Origin of the sequence: Picosynechococcus sp. NKBG042902 (assembly GCF_963864045.1) — a bacterium.
Taxonomy (GTDB): domain Bacteria; phylum Cyanobacteriota; class Cyanobacteriia; order Cyanobacteriales; family MRBY01; genus MRBY01.
In genome coordinates, this window is the sequence record NZ_CAWLTV010000068.1 from 1 (window position 1) to 14,153 (window position 14,153).

The following is a 14,153-nucleotide window of genomic DNA, read 5'->3' on the forward strand; positions in this document are numbered from 1 at the left end:
TTATAAAATTTTTACAGAATCAACTCGTTTGTTTGTGCCGCTCACTGTCATCCTAGAGTTGGAATGGGTGCTGCGAGCGTTTTATGGTTTCCAACGGGAAGATTTTGCCCGGGTCATTCGACATTTATTAGGATTAGAGCATGTGATCGTCGAGAGTTGGGAACGTGTTGATCTGGCTTTGCAGTGGCATTTACAAGGGCTGGATTTTGCTGATGCTCTCCATCTTGCGGCTAGTCGGGAGTGCCAGAGTTTTGTGAGCTTTGATGATAAACGTTTTGCGAAACGTGTCCAACGACTGGGTCTTCAGCCTTCTGTTGCGGTTCCAAAAAAACTTTGATCGTCGCTGTTTTCTGGTACTGACAGAGGCGATCGCCTACTATCGTTGTTAGCCTAAAATATCGCTTATTGTCTAAATCCCCCGACAAAACTCACCTTTCATTTATGCAGTAGTCTTTTGGTTGAGGATCTGTTGGTAGAGTTCAATATAGCGTTGGGCTTGCAGTTCAATAGGATATTCAGTTTCGGCAATGCGGCGACAATTTTGCGCCATCTTTTCCCTTAAGGCGTTGTCTTCGAGCAGTTGCACAATGCCATTGCAAAGGTCTTGGGGATCTTCGGGTTGGGCGAGATAACCAGTCACACCGGGACGCACTAAATCAGGCACACCACCAATATCAAAGGAGACTAAAGGTGTACCGCAGGCCATTGCTTCTTGTAAAACTAAACCAAAAATGTCAGCACGAGTAGGACAAATAAACAGATCAACAGCGGCGTAAAAAATTGCTTTCAGAGCGTCACCTTCAACATAACCGAGACTCAGGGCAGGAATATCAATATTTTGTAAAAAGCTTGTGGACTGGTTACCTAGAGTGAGAATTTGAAGGTTCTTTTTAAGGGATTGAGGTAGTTTTTGGAGAGCTTTTTGAAGTAGATCCGAGCCTTTACGAGGATCATTTAGATTTTGAGCAGCAAAGCCAATGATATATTTATCTTGGGGTAAGTCTAGTATAGTGCGACATAGTTTTGAATCTAAAGGTTTATAGAGTTGTATATCAAGACCATGAGGAATAAGGTGGATTTTTTTAGCTTTAAAAATACTTTTTTCGGCCTGTTGTTTTAGCCATTGGCTGGGGGTGACAATTGTTAGATTTGATTTGTCATAAACCCACTTTTTCAGTCGCCATTCGAGTTGAGTATTATCGATTTTAACGGCAGGATAGGTACTTAAATTTGGGCAGGAACCACAACCAAATTGCCATTTTTCACAGGTAAAACTATAGGCACAGTGTCCGGTAAAGCTCCACATATCATGGAGAGTATAGACGGCGGGAATATTTTCGGTTAATGCGGACAGGGCCAGATAATTAAAATATTCACCGTGGAGGTTGTGGAGATTCAGAATGTCAGCGGTTTGGTAGAAGGGGTGTTTTTTGATCTGCCAGGTATCGGCAATGGTCAGGTAGTGGAGACCAAAGCTTGCGCTAATACGGGAAAGGGCTTTATTAACATAGCGACGTTTGCTGATCTGATCTACATGGCGATCGCCACTTTGTTTGTTTCCGACTAAGATTTTGGAACCAATGCCTGCTTGACGTAAGCCTTGGTGGAGTCGATATGCGGCAATGGAAGCCCCACCGGAAATATCACTGGTACTAATTTGGAGAATTTTCATTCAAAAAGCTTTTTAATTTATCTTGGATTTTTATAATGCCTTTCTGGGGGTTTTTGATAAAATTTATTGTTTTTCTCAACCAACGATAAAAGTATTTTTCTTTGATCTGGTTGAGCTGGAAGTTTTGTCGTGATTTTTCTTCTTGCTCCCGGATTTTATCCCAGTCAAAAGGTTTGTTGGAAATTTTTTGATAAATAGTCGCATGACTACCTTCGCACAGTCCAATTTTTCTTAAACCCATCTGACGAGCAAAAGAGTCAAAAGTATAACGAAAATGAAAGGTAGAAGGTAAATGACATTTAATACAAGGATAAAAATGGTTAGCAATCAAAAGGTATCCATCTAACTTCACTGCTTCAATCATTTCTCCAAAGCTCTTTAGGGGGTCAGGAATATGCTCAAGAACATCTGTGGCAATGAGGCAATCATAGTTAGAATGGAGGTGATCAACAAATCGGATATTGTTAAAGCTTTGAAGTCTTTTGATAGCATACTGACTGGGTGTTGGTTCATAAAGATCAATATTCATCTCCGGGGCAACCTGCGTAATCATAATTGCCAAGTTTCCCATCCCTCCACCAAAGTCAAGGATGTTATCAAAATCGTTTTCTGCAATCCATTGGGCAATAGAAGATCGATGTTGCAAAGATGTTGGATCTTGCTCAATAAACAAGGAATTTAAAATCCAAACCGGATGTTGATAATATAGAGACAGCTTTTGCCAGTCAATATTTTCACTATCACAGTTTAATTCATCCCATACTTGATCCATCGCTTGCCAAATATCTTCAAGTTTAGGTGAATTGTTATCGGCATCTTTTAAAAGTCTTTTAATTTCCGAAAATTCATATTCAGAAAGGTCAACTTTAGATAACATCATGCTTTATTTAAAACCAAGTGTCGATTTTACTTTCTTTGGGATACGCTTTACTTTACTTGCCCAAGAGTTGTTATAAAAACAGCTTTTAAAAGTATATAAGTCCGCTTCCTGATGTCTAACAATAAATGGGGGATGAAGAATTTTCCAGATATCCTGAGTAGGGAGGTTAGCTACTAAGCTTTCCGAACCGTGAGTATGAGTAGCATCAGACCTAAAACCGATATTAGAGACTAAGTTGTGATTGGGCAAGATACTTAATCCCCCCTGTGCCCAGCAAGCAAAAGTCCAGGCATAATCCCAGGAATTGGGTTTCCCTTCGAGAAAGAGGCGATCAAAAATTTGCTGCCAATATTTTGTTTCTACTGAGTCCTCGAAAAGCTGTTCTAGTAATCTCTCTTGCTTAAATTTCAACCATTTTTCTGCATGAAAATCATAATATTTCCACGCTCTTTTCCAAGTTGCCCAACCCCAACAGTGATTATATCGAGAAAAATAGTAGCTGTAGCTTGTGCGTTGAATGCCATTTTGAAAGTTATTACCACTGATCACCATAATTCGTTCATCATGGTGATAGTAATCTAATAAGGTTTCACAAAACGAAAAAAAGAAGGGGCAGGCACACAGTCATCTTCCAAAATAATGGCTTCTTCAACCTGCTCAAAAACCCAGGTAATACCGCTGGAAACTCTTTCTCGGCAACCCAAATTCACATCGGCATAATTACAAAAAACTTCGCAATCCCAATCCACTTGTTTAATGACATCCCGTGCCGCTTGACATTTTTCTTGTTCTTCTGGGGTGCGCGGCCCATCAGCGATGACAAAAAGTTGCTTTGGCTGTGCTTTTCGGATCTCATTAAACACAATCTGCGTCAGATCCGGACGATTAAAGATAATGAAAGCAACGGGGGTTTTGAGCATCGTTATGGAGTAGGGAGTCTGTGACCATCGGGAATGGGCTGCACTATAAAAGTATAAACCTGAGTGACCAAGGCGATCGCCTTTTTTACTTCCCCCTAAAGTCAGAACAAAGTTATTATAATATTTCTGGCGAGGCTAGGCGATCGCCTTTCATTCAAGTAAATATCGCTATTGCCCAATTTGAGAGATTTGCGTCACACTTAAACTCAGTTCAGGAAAAAGATTTGACCGTAGGGTATCTTGACCCTGAAACAAGGCAAAAGTGTATTCTCCCTCTACTAGATGATAAATAGAAACGGTCGGCTGCTTGGGACTGCCAATATAACGTCTACCACCCAATCCTAAGTAGTCCACAATCCAATATTCAGCAATGCCTAACTTTTCGTATTCTCCTAATTTCATTAAATAATCATCTTGCCAGTTGGTACTGACGACCTCGATTGCTAACCGAACGGTTTCTCCCTGGGTAATGGTTGACCGCTTTTTCCACATTGGCTCCTTGTCTTGTATAGCAGCACTATCTAACACCATCACATCAGGAATATAGGCGGTTTTGTCGGTATCTATCGCTTTAATTAAGCCTTGGCGCGGAATACACAAGGGTAAGCCTAACCGTTTAATTTCAAACCCAATTTCCATTGCCAAAAAACCAGCAACCTGCTCATGGGTTCCAGTAGGCTGCATTTTGACAATCACTCCATTATGTAATTCAAATCGGCCCTCATAACCATCGGGATACCAATCCCAAAATTCCTCTAAGGTCAGTAACCTTGATTCTTGTGGCAAGTCAATATCAATTTTTTCTTTGATAAACATATTTTTGACCTCGGTATAGAGTGCCACAATCTATTTACTACTCTTTCCTAATTATAGGCGATCGCCTTTTCTATTCTCTAAATATAGAACGCAACTATTACACTTGCTGCGAGTTACTCAGGTGAGGTGATCGCTTATCTATAGACAACAGAAGTCAAGTGACTTCATATGTGTTTTTCGAAGGTTATCAAGAACAGTTCTTGAGTTTAAATTAATTAAAAACAGAGAAAATATCAGTCATAAAAGCCTTCGATTGAAGCTTAAAAATCGGACGAGTCGCTGGTGTTAATCCATTACTCAGGTATGAAGCAATTGCTTGTGAAATGACAGTTGCCGAGGCTGCCCCTATAGCCGCATAGGATGGGATCAGTAAATAATTTAAAAGTAAATTAATTAATGCCCCTAAAAATGTTCTTACAAAAGACAAGTGCGTTAAGTTTTCCGCAATAAACCAAGGTGAGCTAGCCACTCCCATAAAGACGAATACTGCAGCCCAAATATGAATAGCTAGTATTATTCCCGCACCAATATACGCTTGTCCATAAATCAATGCAACGATCCACATAGATAAAATAGAAATTGGGATGGCAAAAACCAAAGATATCTGCACTAAAAAACGAATTAATTTCTTGACTTTAGCATAATAAAGAGACTGATCATTTTTTTTGGCTGCATAAATCGAAGGAGCAACAGAAGCAGTGATCGCTGTTGGGATAAAATACCAAATCTCAGAAAGCTTAGTCGCTGCTGCATATAGGCCTACGGCCTTGTCACTTACCATTTCTCCAAGCATGATTAGATCAATTTTCATATAGATCATGATGCTTAAGCCCGACAGAATTAACGGCCAGCTTTCCTTTAAAAGTTGGTTTGCTACTTCTAGGCTCCATACTAATGAAAAACGACAACCTCGAAAACGGTACATCATCAACAAGGTGAACGCCCCTAAACCAGCCTCTGCAAACATCACCCAAGCAAAAGTGACCAGCGGTGCCTGCCATAAAACCAGCAGCACTTTAATCCCTGTGACCAATAGGAAGACACTATTCTTGGCAATAACTGTAAACTTAGATTGAACCTGGGAACGAAACCAAAAATCAACAACATCAAACGCTTGAAAAATACTTGCTGTTGCCAATATTGCTACCACTCGCAAAGTCACTGCATCCCCAGAGCGGACTTGAAAAATCACTCCCATAATCAAACCACAACACAGCAGAGAAGCCACCAACTTTAGCCAAAATGTTGTCCCTAAAATCTGATCTTTTAATTCCGGCTCATGGACAATCGAGCGAATCACCAACGAATCTAAACCAAGACCTGCTAAAGGACTAAACAAACCAATAAAGGCTGTGGCATAACTTAAAATTCCAAATTGTCCAGCACCAAGATAGCGGGCAACCCAAGCCCCGACGAAAAGGCCAAACACCATTCGAGAAATATGCTCAAAAAATAACCAAGCAACATTCTGAAAAATGTTTCCTCGCTCACCACTAATATATTGCCGAGCAACTTCCTTCGCTTGTTGGTACTTACTGAGCATTAGAGCTTCCCGTCTCCCTGTTGCCCCTGGTGGCCGATGATGTACTTTTTCTCTAAATTTTCAACCCGGATAATGGTGTCCGACATAAACACGAAACAAAACCAATGCTTACATAGCCTACCCGATCAGAGCCCCCAGGCGATCACTCCCGACAAACCGTTACCCCGAGCACTACTGGGGAATCGCAGAGAGAATTGCTCTCAAAGCTTTATTTACTGATTCGGAAGTCGTAAAAACTTGCGCGACATCAGGCTCTAACACAACCGTAACCCCGCTTTTGCGTTGTTTTGCCACGAAACGATTAGGGTGCGCCTTACTGTAATCAAAGTTGTACTCAGGAAGTAAGTCATCATCAGGCATCATTTTAGAATTTTTGGTCTCGTTCATAATCTTTTCTTTCTTTGATAGTTGCAGGACGGGCACTAATCAATCGTATCCTCTGATCACGTTCAGTAAAACTGATGACGAGAAGAGTACCCTGGGCATTATAACCATGGAGAATTTTGATCCGAAAATCTCCCCCAGACTGGGGGCCAGGGGGCTCTATAAATCAGCTCTAATGATCAAATTTTAGGGAGCCAATTCGGGTCGAGGATTTGCTCAATACTGTAGGGACAACTGATGGGAAAGGTTTCGGGAGAAAGCCGGGACTTGCGAATCGCGCTTTTCCGCGCCTTTTGGTAGTCTTTTTCTAAGACTGTCTCTAAATAATTAGATAAGACTTTCGATTCTAGAAGTAAATCCAATTCCAAGCGAAAGTTATCGATTTCTTTCTCCCAACCTCTGCCCGACCATTCTCTTTCGGTATGCCAATGTTGATAGAGCAGTAAATGGATTAAAAGTCGAAGTAGATAGCTCTCGACTTTGCGGCGTTGTTCCCGTCCCAATGCTTCAATTTCCTCGGTCAGATTTTGCCAATCAAGATGATCTAGATCATGTTTTTTGAGTTGCTCTAGGGTGATATCTAACCAAGCAACATAATCATCATCGTAAAGTGTCGGACTAAGAGAGATAGCCATGAAAGTATCGATTTTAGAAAATTAGAAAAATATAGAGATTTCCGAATCCCCTAATCCACCTGCGCCAAAAATCCATCCAAATCAGCCACCGCCGCAAAATCCAATAGCGCCTCTCCCAGTTCCTCCAGTTGCCGCACAGATAAACACCGGATTTTTTTGCTCTGTGACTCCGATAGTTCCCCAAAGCGCCGTTTTAACTGACGAATTACCAAATTTGCTGCTTCCTCCTGGCGACCTTCCTGGCGGCCTTCTTGAAGACCTTTGGTCATGATCTCTTGGTAAAAGCGAGAACGAGTAATATCTGTCTGTTTCAGATCGAGAATTTCCATAATCATCTTCTGGGTCAAATCTGGGTATTTATTTGTCAGTATAGTCTCAATAACCTTGCTGCATTTTACGGGTTTACACAATCATCAGGCGATCGCCACGCTAATTTAGATTGCTGATTCAGGGCGTGGGCCTTGACGAATTGTTAGGATTGGATTTTTGTCAGATGGCAGCCAGTTTTACCCTTAAGTTTGGGATGCCCAAGAGAATGTAGGCAAGACCCAGGATCTTTGGTAGGCTTAGTATCGCTTTAAAACTCTATGCTTTAACTATATATACTAACTATGCGTACTCATTACTGCGGGGATTTGCGCTCCGAGCACATTGACCAGACCGTAACCCTGTATGGCTGGGTCGATCGCCGTCGGGATCATGGTGGCGTAATTTTTATTGATCTACGCGATCGCACGGGCATTGTCCAGATTGTCAGTGACCCCCAGCGAACCCCAGATTCCTACAATGATGCCGATGCTAGCCGTAGTGAGTACGTCGTAAAAATTGTTGGGAAAGTCAGCGCCCGCCAAGAAGGGGCGAAAAACCCCAAATTGCCCACTGGCGAAGTGGAGATCTACGCTGACACCATCGAGATCCTAAATGGCGTCCATAAACAGCTGCCGATCCTCGTTTCTAGTAGTGCCGACGGCGATCAAGTCAAAGAAGACCTCCGACTAAAATATCGCTACCTCGACCTGCGCCGGGAAACCATGGCGAAAAACCTCCAACTGCGCCACACCGTCGTCAAATCAATGCGCCGCTTCCTGGAAGACGATGAAAATTTCATGGAGGTGGAAACGCCAATCTTGACTCGGTCTACCCCCGAAGGGGCGCGGGATTATCTGGTGCCGTCCCGGGTGAACCCAGGCGATTGGTATGCCCTGCCCCAGTCGCCCCAGCTCTTTAAACAATTGCTGATGGTGGCCGGCTGCGATCGCTACTATCAAATTGCCCGCTGCTTCCGGGACGAAGACCTCCGGGCCGACCGTCAACCGGAGTTTACCCAGTTGGATATGGAAATGAGCTTCATGTCCTTCGACGAAATCATTGACCTCAACGAACGCCTAATTTGCCGGATTTTCCAGGAGGCCCAGGGCATTGAACTAGAGCGCCCCTTCCCCCGCATCACCTACGCCGAGTCTATGGAAAAATACGGCTGCGATCGCCCCGATACGCGCTTTGGCCTGGAGCTGGTCAACGTCTCTGATATTGTTGCGGACATGGGCTTTAAAGTCTTTTCTGGCGCGGTTAAGAGCGGTGGCCAAGTGAAAGTCCTCCCGATTCCCAACGGAAACGATGCTATTTCCAATGTACGGATCAAGCCCGGTGGCGATCTGTTTAATGCCGCCGTCGAAATGGGAGCCAAAGGGCTTGCCTTTATTCGGGTGCGGGAAGACGGGGCGATCGATACCATCGGCGCGATCAAGGACAACCTCAGTGACGCCCAAAAACAAGAACTTCTCAGTCGTACTGGGGCTGAAGCGGGCACGCTCCTCCTCTTTGGGGCCGGGGCGACGGATATTGTCAATAAGTCCCTAGACCGAGTGCGACAGTTGGTCGGTGCCGAGATGGGCTTGATCAATGAAAATCAGCTCAATTTTGTTTGGGTTACAGATTTTCCGATGTTTGAATATAATAGCGACGAAAAACGCCTCGAAGCCTTACACCATCCCTTTACTGCACCGAATCCAGAAGATCTAGAGGATCTGGCAACGGCCCGCGCCCTCGCCTACGACATCGTCTTAAATGGCATTGAAATCGGTGGCGGCAGTCTACGGATTTACCAGCGGGAAGTCCAAGAAAAAGTCTTCCAGACCATTGGCTTATCAGAAACCGAGGCCCAAGAAAAATTTGGTTTTCTGCTCGAAGCCTTTGAATATGGCACCCCGCCCCATGGTGGTATTGCCTATGGTTTAGATCGTTTGGTGATGCTTATGGCCCAGGAGGATTCCATTCGCGATGTGATTGCCTTCCCGAAAACACAACAGGCAAGCTGCCTGTTAACCGATGCACCGGCGGGAGTCGATCAAAAGCAATTGAAGGAACTTTTTGTCGCTTCTACGGCCCCAGAAAAAGACTAGGCCATTGGCTTTCGAGACAACTGAAATTGTTTTCAAAAAGAATAATGGGGGATGATCGTGCAATTTCGGCGATCGCCCCTGTTTTTTTATGCTCTAAATCGTTTGGGAAAGGGCGGCTGTTTTCGGCTTCAGGAAAGAGAATGATCTTTGGGGCCAAACATCATGTGAATCGCCATGGTGGGTTTGCCCCGTTGGTGATATTTTTTCGCCCAGTGCCGCATTAATTCATGCAGTTCTGTCTGGGCCTCGGACAAATCGGCGGGGGCAATATCAAGGGATTCAAAAATGCGCATGACGTTGTGTTGTTGCTTTGTCCAGGCATGGCTGAGACGAAGAAAGTGGGCGGCGTCTTCGAGGAGGGAATGGGGGGCTTTTGTTGGGCTGTCGGGGCCGCCATAGGTAGAACTCAAAAGGATGTAATAGGGCATTCCCCAGGGGTTATCGAGGCGCATAACCGTTTCGGCGTGGAGCAAACGGCGTTTGATATGTTCGGCGAGGGCTTCACTGAGGGGCAATGGGCGATCGCCTGGGGCTTTTTCCTGGGCCTGTTGGTGTAAAAAAGCAATGAGATCGGCAAATTCGGCGGAGGAGATCCCCTGGGCCGCTGGTAGATCTGGGGGCAGTTTCGCCTCGAGGTAAGTCTGTTGGTCTTCGCTGAGGCGATCGCCCGTTAACCGGGGTTGGGAGCGATGCCAGGGATACTGCCCTAACCAAACCTGGGGCAATTCAGTGAGGTAAGTGGGTTCCTGGAACGCACCATGCTGCAGCCGTTGGCCCGCCTGGAGACCCTGCTCAATTTCTTGGACAATGGCCTTGACCCGTTTTGGTTCGATATGGTGCAAATGCCCAGTCATGCGTAGATTTCCCCCCTGCTCCACATAGGTGGTATAGACTGCACATTTGGCCGCCGTTGCCGCCGCATCCAAAAAAGCCCCATGGCGATAACTGCTTTGCCGGAGCGCAAAAAAAGCCAAGGACAACAACACTTGATCAAAGGCACTTGGATTTAGGGCTTGGAGCAGTTCTAGTTCCGGTTGTGCCATCGATGAAAAAGCCCCAGAGGAATTGGTCAATTTTCAGAGTTCCCCAAACGAATCAACTGGCAAGTTAAACAAGAATAATGAAGTTTCGATGATCCCTTTAGGGGCTAAATTCTACTTGGCTTTTGGCCATTGGCTATGGTTTGTCCCCTGAAAATAGGGAAAATCTGACATTTGGCTGAGTTTAATAACCCGTTTTGGCGACGAATCGGCCCCACGAAAATTTAATGGTTATTGACAGGCTAAATGCATCCGCCAATATGCGCAAAGATCAAAATCAAGTTTCCCAAAGACGACGGCGCGGTTTTCCGTTCAAGCGCTGGTGGGCCTCCTGGAGCAGTTGGGGGATGGGCAGTTGGCTGGGGCAACGGGGTAAACAGTCGCCACATTCTGTACAGGCATTGCCTTTTTTGCCTGGGAACCAATGACCCGCATTTTCGAGCATCTGATAGCGGTATTCGCCGTAACTTTGCATATCGTAGGCGATCGCCAAATTTCTGAGGCGGAGAATTTCGGGGATTGCAATCGCTTCAGGGCAGGGTAAGCAGTCGTAACATTGGTGGCATTCTGTCCCCTGGAGGCGTTGGTGTTGGTGCTGACTCAGGTTCGTGAGGCGCTGTTGTTCCTGGGGGGTGAGGGGTTGATCTTGGTCAACGAGGGGCCCCAAAATAGCCAATTCAGCGGGATTGGCTGCCCCAAAACTGAGGGTCGTAATCCGGCGATCGCCCAACAAAAAACGGTAGGTGAGTGCTAGGGGCGTGTCTGGTTGGCAGAGGGTCTGGAGGGTCTGGGGTGGGGTAAACAGTTGGCCTCCTTTATCGCCAGGGGAAATGATAAAAATCCCTAAATCTCGTGCCGCAGCGAGGGCGATCACCTCGGCATTACGCTGAAAAAAATAATAGTAATGGAGGTTAACAAATTCAAAATAGCCCGTTTCGATGGCCGTGAGAATTAAAGGCAGGGGGCCGTGGGTCGAAAAACCAAGGTGGCGAAATTTGCCTTGCCGTTGCAATTGTTGGAGCGGCCCCAGACCCGTTTCTAAAAACCACTGGAGATGTTCCGCTGTATTAATCCCGTGGATCGCCAGACAATCTAAATAATCGATACCTAAATTTTCGAGGGAAACCGTGATGGTCTGCTCAATTTCCGCCGCTGTCCCCTTGGGTAATAGTTTGCTCGTGAGAAAAAAATTTGACCGGGGGAGACCCAATTTGCAAAAAGCTTGCCCCAACAAACGCTCGCTCACCCCGTAGCTCGGCGCTGTTTCAAAATGATTAATCCCCAACTGCCAAGCCCGCTGCACCGTTGCCGTCATGGTTGCGCTGCTTTCTAAGGCTCGCATTGTCCCCAGGGAAAAAATTGAGATGTCTAATTCTGTTTTCCCAAACCGTCGGTAACGCATGGTGATCGTGACTGGTGCGGTGCCTAACCCTCTTCGATGGCCGCCATGAGAGATTCCGTAATATTAACCCCCCGGCGATCGCCCCGTTGTTGGTAGAGATCCCGCGCCATTTTCAGAGCTTCGAGGGCTTCGCGGGAACGCCGCCGCCCCTGGAGGGCCACCGCAAAATTGTAAAAGGCCGCCGGATCTGTGGGGGACAATTCCGTCAGGGCGCGGTAGGCAATAATGGCGTTGATATAATCCTCGGTCTTCATCGCCGCCGATCCGTACAAGGCAAAGGCTTCGCGGGATTGGGGATCGACAAAACTAGCCTGTTCATAGGCGGCGATCGCCTGGGGTAATAAATTTTGGGTTTCGTAGATCTTGCCGACCCGAATTTGCATCGCACTGTCGCGGGTGCTGAGGCGGCGGGCTTCTTCCAAGAAGGCGATCGCCTGGTCACGATCATTGAGGCCAAACCACGTCACCGCTGCTTTAATGCGGAGTTCCGCGTCATTGGGCCGTTGGCGCAGCAAATCAGGAAACAGCACTGCCGCCTCTTGGTTCCGTCCCAATTGCAACAAACTGGTTAAACTATTTTGCAGCGCTATGGTGTTGTTGCTGTCTTTAGCCAAAACTTTACGGTACGCGACCAGAGCTTGATCGTAGTCCCCGGCCCGAAATTGCACGGTCGCTAAACCCAGACTGTAGGCCAGGTTATTCGGCTGCAGTTGGGTGGCTCGCTGGTAGGCGTTGATGGCACTGCGGTTATCGCCACTTTGGGCCAAATTAAAACCCAGGGCATTGAAAAACTCTGCATTGTCATCTTCTAATTCCGTAGCCCGGCGGTAGGCCGTCACCGCTTCTGAATAATTGCCCAGTTGAGAGAGGGCATAACCGAGGGCACCATGGATCCGGGCGTTGTTGGCTTCTAGGGTGAGAGCCTGGCGATAATGCTGCACTGCTTGGGCAAAATTCCGATTGGTCAGCTGTTCATTTCCCTGTTCGAGGAGGGCATTGAGTTGGGGATTAGCCCAAGTGACTGAAGGGGACAATACACCGAAGGCGATCGCCACACCGCAACCCACTAACCAACGAGAGAAACGAATACCCATAGTGAACGTAACGTTTTTTTCAAAATGACGCATCCGATTCTAGCACGCCGCAAATTATGCTGTTGTCTGGTGTCTGTTCCCCTAACTTTCAAGAAACTCAAGAAAAAAGAGGCTTAAATTCGCCCCTTGTCTCACCAGCTTGCATTGGATCAGGAATATTTGCTGCCACGGAAACGCTTATTCTTCTTCGGTGGTGTGGTGCTCATCCCCGAAACCCATGGAACTCATATCCAGATTTTCCCGGACTTTTTGGGTGACGATCGCCGCAACGTCCGGATTTTCCTCTAGATACTTCACGGCATTATCGCGACCCTGGGCAATGTTATCCCCTTCGTAGCTGTACCAGGCACCTTTACGGGTAATAACCCCCGTTTGTTCAGCGAGGTCTAGCATACAGCCCACACGAGAGATTCCTTTCCCAAAGATGATGTCAAATTCGGCAATGCGGAACGGTGGGGCAACTTTATTTTTGGCTACCTTAACCTTGGCGCGGATGCCAAATTCCCCTTCGCTCCCTTTCTTGAGGGTTTGGATGCGTCGGATATCGAGGCGCACGGAAGCATAGAATTTGAGGGCTGTCCCGCCAGTCGTCACTTCTGGATTACCGTAACTAATGCCAATTTTTTGGCGCAATTGATTGAGGAAGATTACTGTACAACCCGAACGCCCCATATTCCCGGCAATTTTACGGAGGGCTTTACTCATGAGACGGGCCTGGAGACCCACCTGCACATCGCCCATTTCTCCTTCAATCTCTGCCCTGGGCACGAGGGCCGCCACCGAGTCAATCACGATTAGATCCACAGCCGCCGAGCGAACCAATTGGTCGGCAATTTCTAAAGCAGATTCGCCGTTATCGGGTTGGGCCACCAGCAGGTTTTCAATATCAACTCCCAAGGCGGCGGAATAGGTGGGATCCAGGGCATGTTCAGCGTCAATAAAAGCAGCGACGCCACCCGCTTTTTGGACTTCGGCGATCGCATGGAGAGCAACCGTCGTTTTCCCAGAACTCTCCGGGCCGTAGATTTCCACAATTCGCCCACGTGGGAACCCACCCCCCATCGCCTGATCTAGGGTCAAAGCCCCACTGGGGATTGTTTCGACCTTCATCTGGGCGGCATCCCCCAACCGCATAATTGCCCCTTTACCGAAGTTGCGCTCGATTTGGTTGAGTACTAGGTTTAGGGCTTTTTCTTTGTCGGGATTATTGGTGATGGCTGACATGGTTACCTCGATCGCCGTGGCGTAATGGGTCAAAGGTGATTGGATTTCTGAGTTCAATCGTACTTATGGTATCGCAATTTTTCCGGAAAGCGACCAGAGGATTTTTACAATCCGACAAAAGGCAGATCCAGGCGAGATTTC

General features: G+C 46.5%; 15 protein-coding genes. 2 read left to right on the top strand and 13 right to left on the bottom strand.

The genetic code is table 11. The features are described 5' to 3' along the window. Positions 1–337 (top strand): type II toxin-antitoxin system VapC family toxin (locus AACR41_RS07525; protein ID WP_030007039.1); only part of this gene is annotated, 337 nt, incomplete at its 5' end. A 102-nt stretch (positions 338–439) separates the two neighbouring features. On the opposite strand, the gene AACR41_RS07530 is transcribed toward AACR41_RS07525, so the two are convergent. The 9 genes from AACR41_RS07530 to AACR41_RS07570 form a co-directional block, all read right to left on the bottom strand. Beyond that, the gene (locus tag AACR41_RS07530; RefSeq protein WP_030007040.1) at positions 440–1,672 is read right to left on the bottom strand and encodes a glycosyltransferase family 4 protein; all 1,233 of its coding nucleotides are present in this window, start codon (positions 1,670–1,672) and stop codon (positions 440–442) included. Next, a complete protein-coding gene (locus AACR41_RS07535) occupies positions 1,653–2,552 on the bottom strand; it encodes a methyltransferase domain-containing protein (RefSeq protein WP_084150011.1) in 900 nt (299 codons plus the stop codon). Before AACR41_RS07535 ends, AACR41_RS07530 begins: the two co-directional genes overlap by 20 nt. Positions 2,553–2,555: 3 nt before the next feature. Further along, on the bottom strand, positions 2,556–3,104 hold the full coding sequence (locus AACR41_RS07540) for a hypothetical protein (protein ID WP_223209915.1): 549 nt from the start codon (positions 3,102–3,104) through the stop codon (positions 2,556–2,558). Positions 3,105–3,130: 26 nt separating this feature from the next. After that, positions 3,131–3,472, bottom strand: a complete 342-nt coding sequence (locus AACR41_RS07545) for a hypothetical protein (protein WP_223209916.1) — start codon at positions 3,470–3,472, stop codon at positions 3,131–3,133. Positions 3,473–3,640: 168 nt separating this feature from the next. Continuing rightward, entirely contained in the window at positions 3,641–4,288 is a 648-nt protein-coding gene (locus tag AACR41_RS07550; protein ID WP_030007042.1) for a Uma2 family endonuclease, read from the bottom strand. A 211-nt stretch (positions 4,289–4,499) separates the two neighbouring features. Continuing rightward, a complete protein-coding gene (locus tag AACR41_RS07555; RefSeq protein ID WP_030007043.1) occupies positions 4,500–5,831 on the bottom strand; it encodes a flippase in 1,332 nt (443 codons plus the stop codon). Positions 5,832–6,002: 171 nt separating this feature from the next. Then, positions 6,003–6,254 carry a hypothetical protein gene (locus tag AACR41_RS07560; RefSeq protein ID WP_223209917.1) on the bottom strand — a complete coding sequence of 84 codons (252 nt, stop codon included), beginning with the start codon at positions 6,252–6,254 and terminating at the stop codon, positions 6,003–6,005. Positions 6,255–6,394: 140 nt separating this feature from the next. Continuing rightward, positions 6,395–6,850 (bottom strand): DUF29 domain-containing protein, encoded by a 456-nt coding sequence (locus tag AACR41_RS07565; RefSeq protein WP_030007045.1) that lies wholly within the window; start codon positions 6,848–6,850, stop codon positions 6,395–6,397. Between the two features lie 50 nt (positions 6,851–6,900). Next, entirely contained in the window at positions 6,901–7,179 is a 279-nt protein-coding gene (locus AACR41_RS07570) for a DUF4351 domain-containing protein (RefSeq protein ID WP_223209918.1), read from the bottom strand. Positions 7,180–7,461: 282 nt separating this feature from the next. On the opposite strand from AACR41_RS07570, the gene aspS reads away from it, so the two are divergent. Then, positions 7,462–9,252: an aspartate--tRNA ligase gene (aspS, locus tag AACR41_RS07575; RefSeq protein ID WP_030007047.1), complete on the top strand. Its 1,791-nt coding sequence runs from the start codon at positions 7,462–7,464 to the stop codon at positions 9,250–9,252. Between the two features lie 128 nt (positions 9,253–9,380). Here the strand turns inward: aspS and hetR are convergent, their stop codons facing one another. The 4 genes from hetR to recA all read right to left on the bottom strand — a co-directional run bounded on the left by hetR (position 9,381) and on the right by recA (position 14,012). After that, entirely contained in the window at positions 9,381–10,295 is a 915-nt protein-coding gene (gene hetR, locus AACR41_RS07580; protein ID WP_030007049.1) for a heterocyst differentiation master regulator HetR, read from the bottom strand. 274 nt (positions 10,296–10,569) lie between these two features. After that, positions 10,570–11,694, bottom strand: coding sequence for an aldo/keto reductase (locus AACR41_RS07585; RefSeq protein ID WP_030007050.1), 1,125 nt, complete (start codon positions 11,692–11,694; stop codon positions 10,570–10,572). A 23-nt stretch (positions 11,695–11,717) separates the two neighbouring features. Next, positions 11,718–12,788, bottom strand: coding sequence for a tetratricopeptide repeat protein (locus AACR41_RS07590; RefSeq protein ID WP_223209919.1), 1,071 nt, complete (start codon positions 12,786–12,788; stop codon positions 11,718–11,720). A 177-nt stretch (positions 12,789–12,965) separates the two neighbouring features. Then, on the bottom strand, positions 12,966–14,012 hold the full coding sequence (gene recA / locus AACR41_RS07595; protein ID WP_030007051.1) for a recombinase RecA: 1,047 nt from the start codon (positions 14,010–14,012) through the stop codon (positions 12,966–12,968). Between the last annotated feature and the right edge of the window lie 141 nt (positions 14,013–14,153).

What these genes read in the sequence shown, in the direction of transcription:
- AACR41_RS07585 (WP_030007050.1), bottom strand. Translation starts at nt 11,694, where the DNA reads ATGCGTTACCGACGGTTTGGGAAAACAGAATTAGACATCTCAATTTTT.
- AACR41_RS07550 (WP_030007042.1), bottom strand. Translation starts at nt 4,288, where the DNA reads ATGTTTATCAAAGAAAAAATTGATATTGACTTGCCACAAGAATCAAGG.
- recA (WP_030007051.1), bottom strand. Translation starts at nt 14,012, where the DNA reads ATGTCAGCCATCACCAATAATCCCGACAAAGAAAAAGCCCTAAACCTA.
- AACR41_RS07555 (WP_030007043.1), bottom strand. Translation starts at nt 5,831, where the DNA reads ATGCTCAGTAAGTACCAACAAGCGAAGGAAGTTGCTCGGCAATATATT.
- AACR41_RS07590 (WP_223209919.1), bottom strand. Translation starts at nt 12,788, where the DNA reads ATGGGTATTCGTTTCTCTCGTTGGTTAGTGGGTTGCGGTGTGGCGATC.
- aspS (WP_030007047.1), top strand. Translation starts at nt 7,462, where the DNA reads ATGCGTACTCATTACTGCGGGGATTTGCGCTCCGAGCACATTGACCAG.
- AACR41_RS07540 (WP_223209915.1), bottom strand. Translation starts at nt 3,104, where the DNA reads ATGGTGATCAGTGGTAATAACTTTCAAAATGGCATTCAACGCACAAGC.
- AACR41_RS07565 (WP_030007045.1), bottom strand. Translation starts at nt 6,850, where the DNA reads ATGGCTATCTCTCTTAGTCCGACACTTTACGATGATGATTATGTTGCT.
- AACR41_RS07530 (WP_030007040.1), bottom strand. Translation starts at nt 1,672, where the DNA reads ATGAAAATTCTCCAAATTAGTACCAGTGATATTTCCGGTGGGGCTTCC.
- hetR (WP_030007049.1), bottom strand. Translation starts at nt 10,295, where the DNA reads ATGGCACAACCGGAACTAGAACTGCTCCAAGCCCTAAATCCAAGTGCC.
- AACR41_RS07570 (WP_223209918.1), bottom strand. Translation starts at nt 7,179, where the DNA reads ATGGAAATTCTCGATCTGAAACAGACAGATATTACTCGTTCTCGCTTT.
- AACR41_RS07535 (WP_084150011.1), bottom strand. Translation starts at nt 2,552, where the DNA reads ATGATGTTATCTAAAGTTGACCTTTCTGAATATGAATTTTCGGAAATT.
- AACR41_RS07545 (WP_223209916.1), bottom strand. Translation starts at nt 3,472, where the DNA reads ATGCTCAAAACCCCCGTTGCTTTCATTATCTTTAATCGTCCGGATCTG.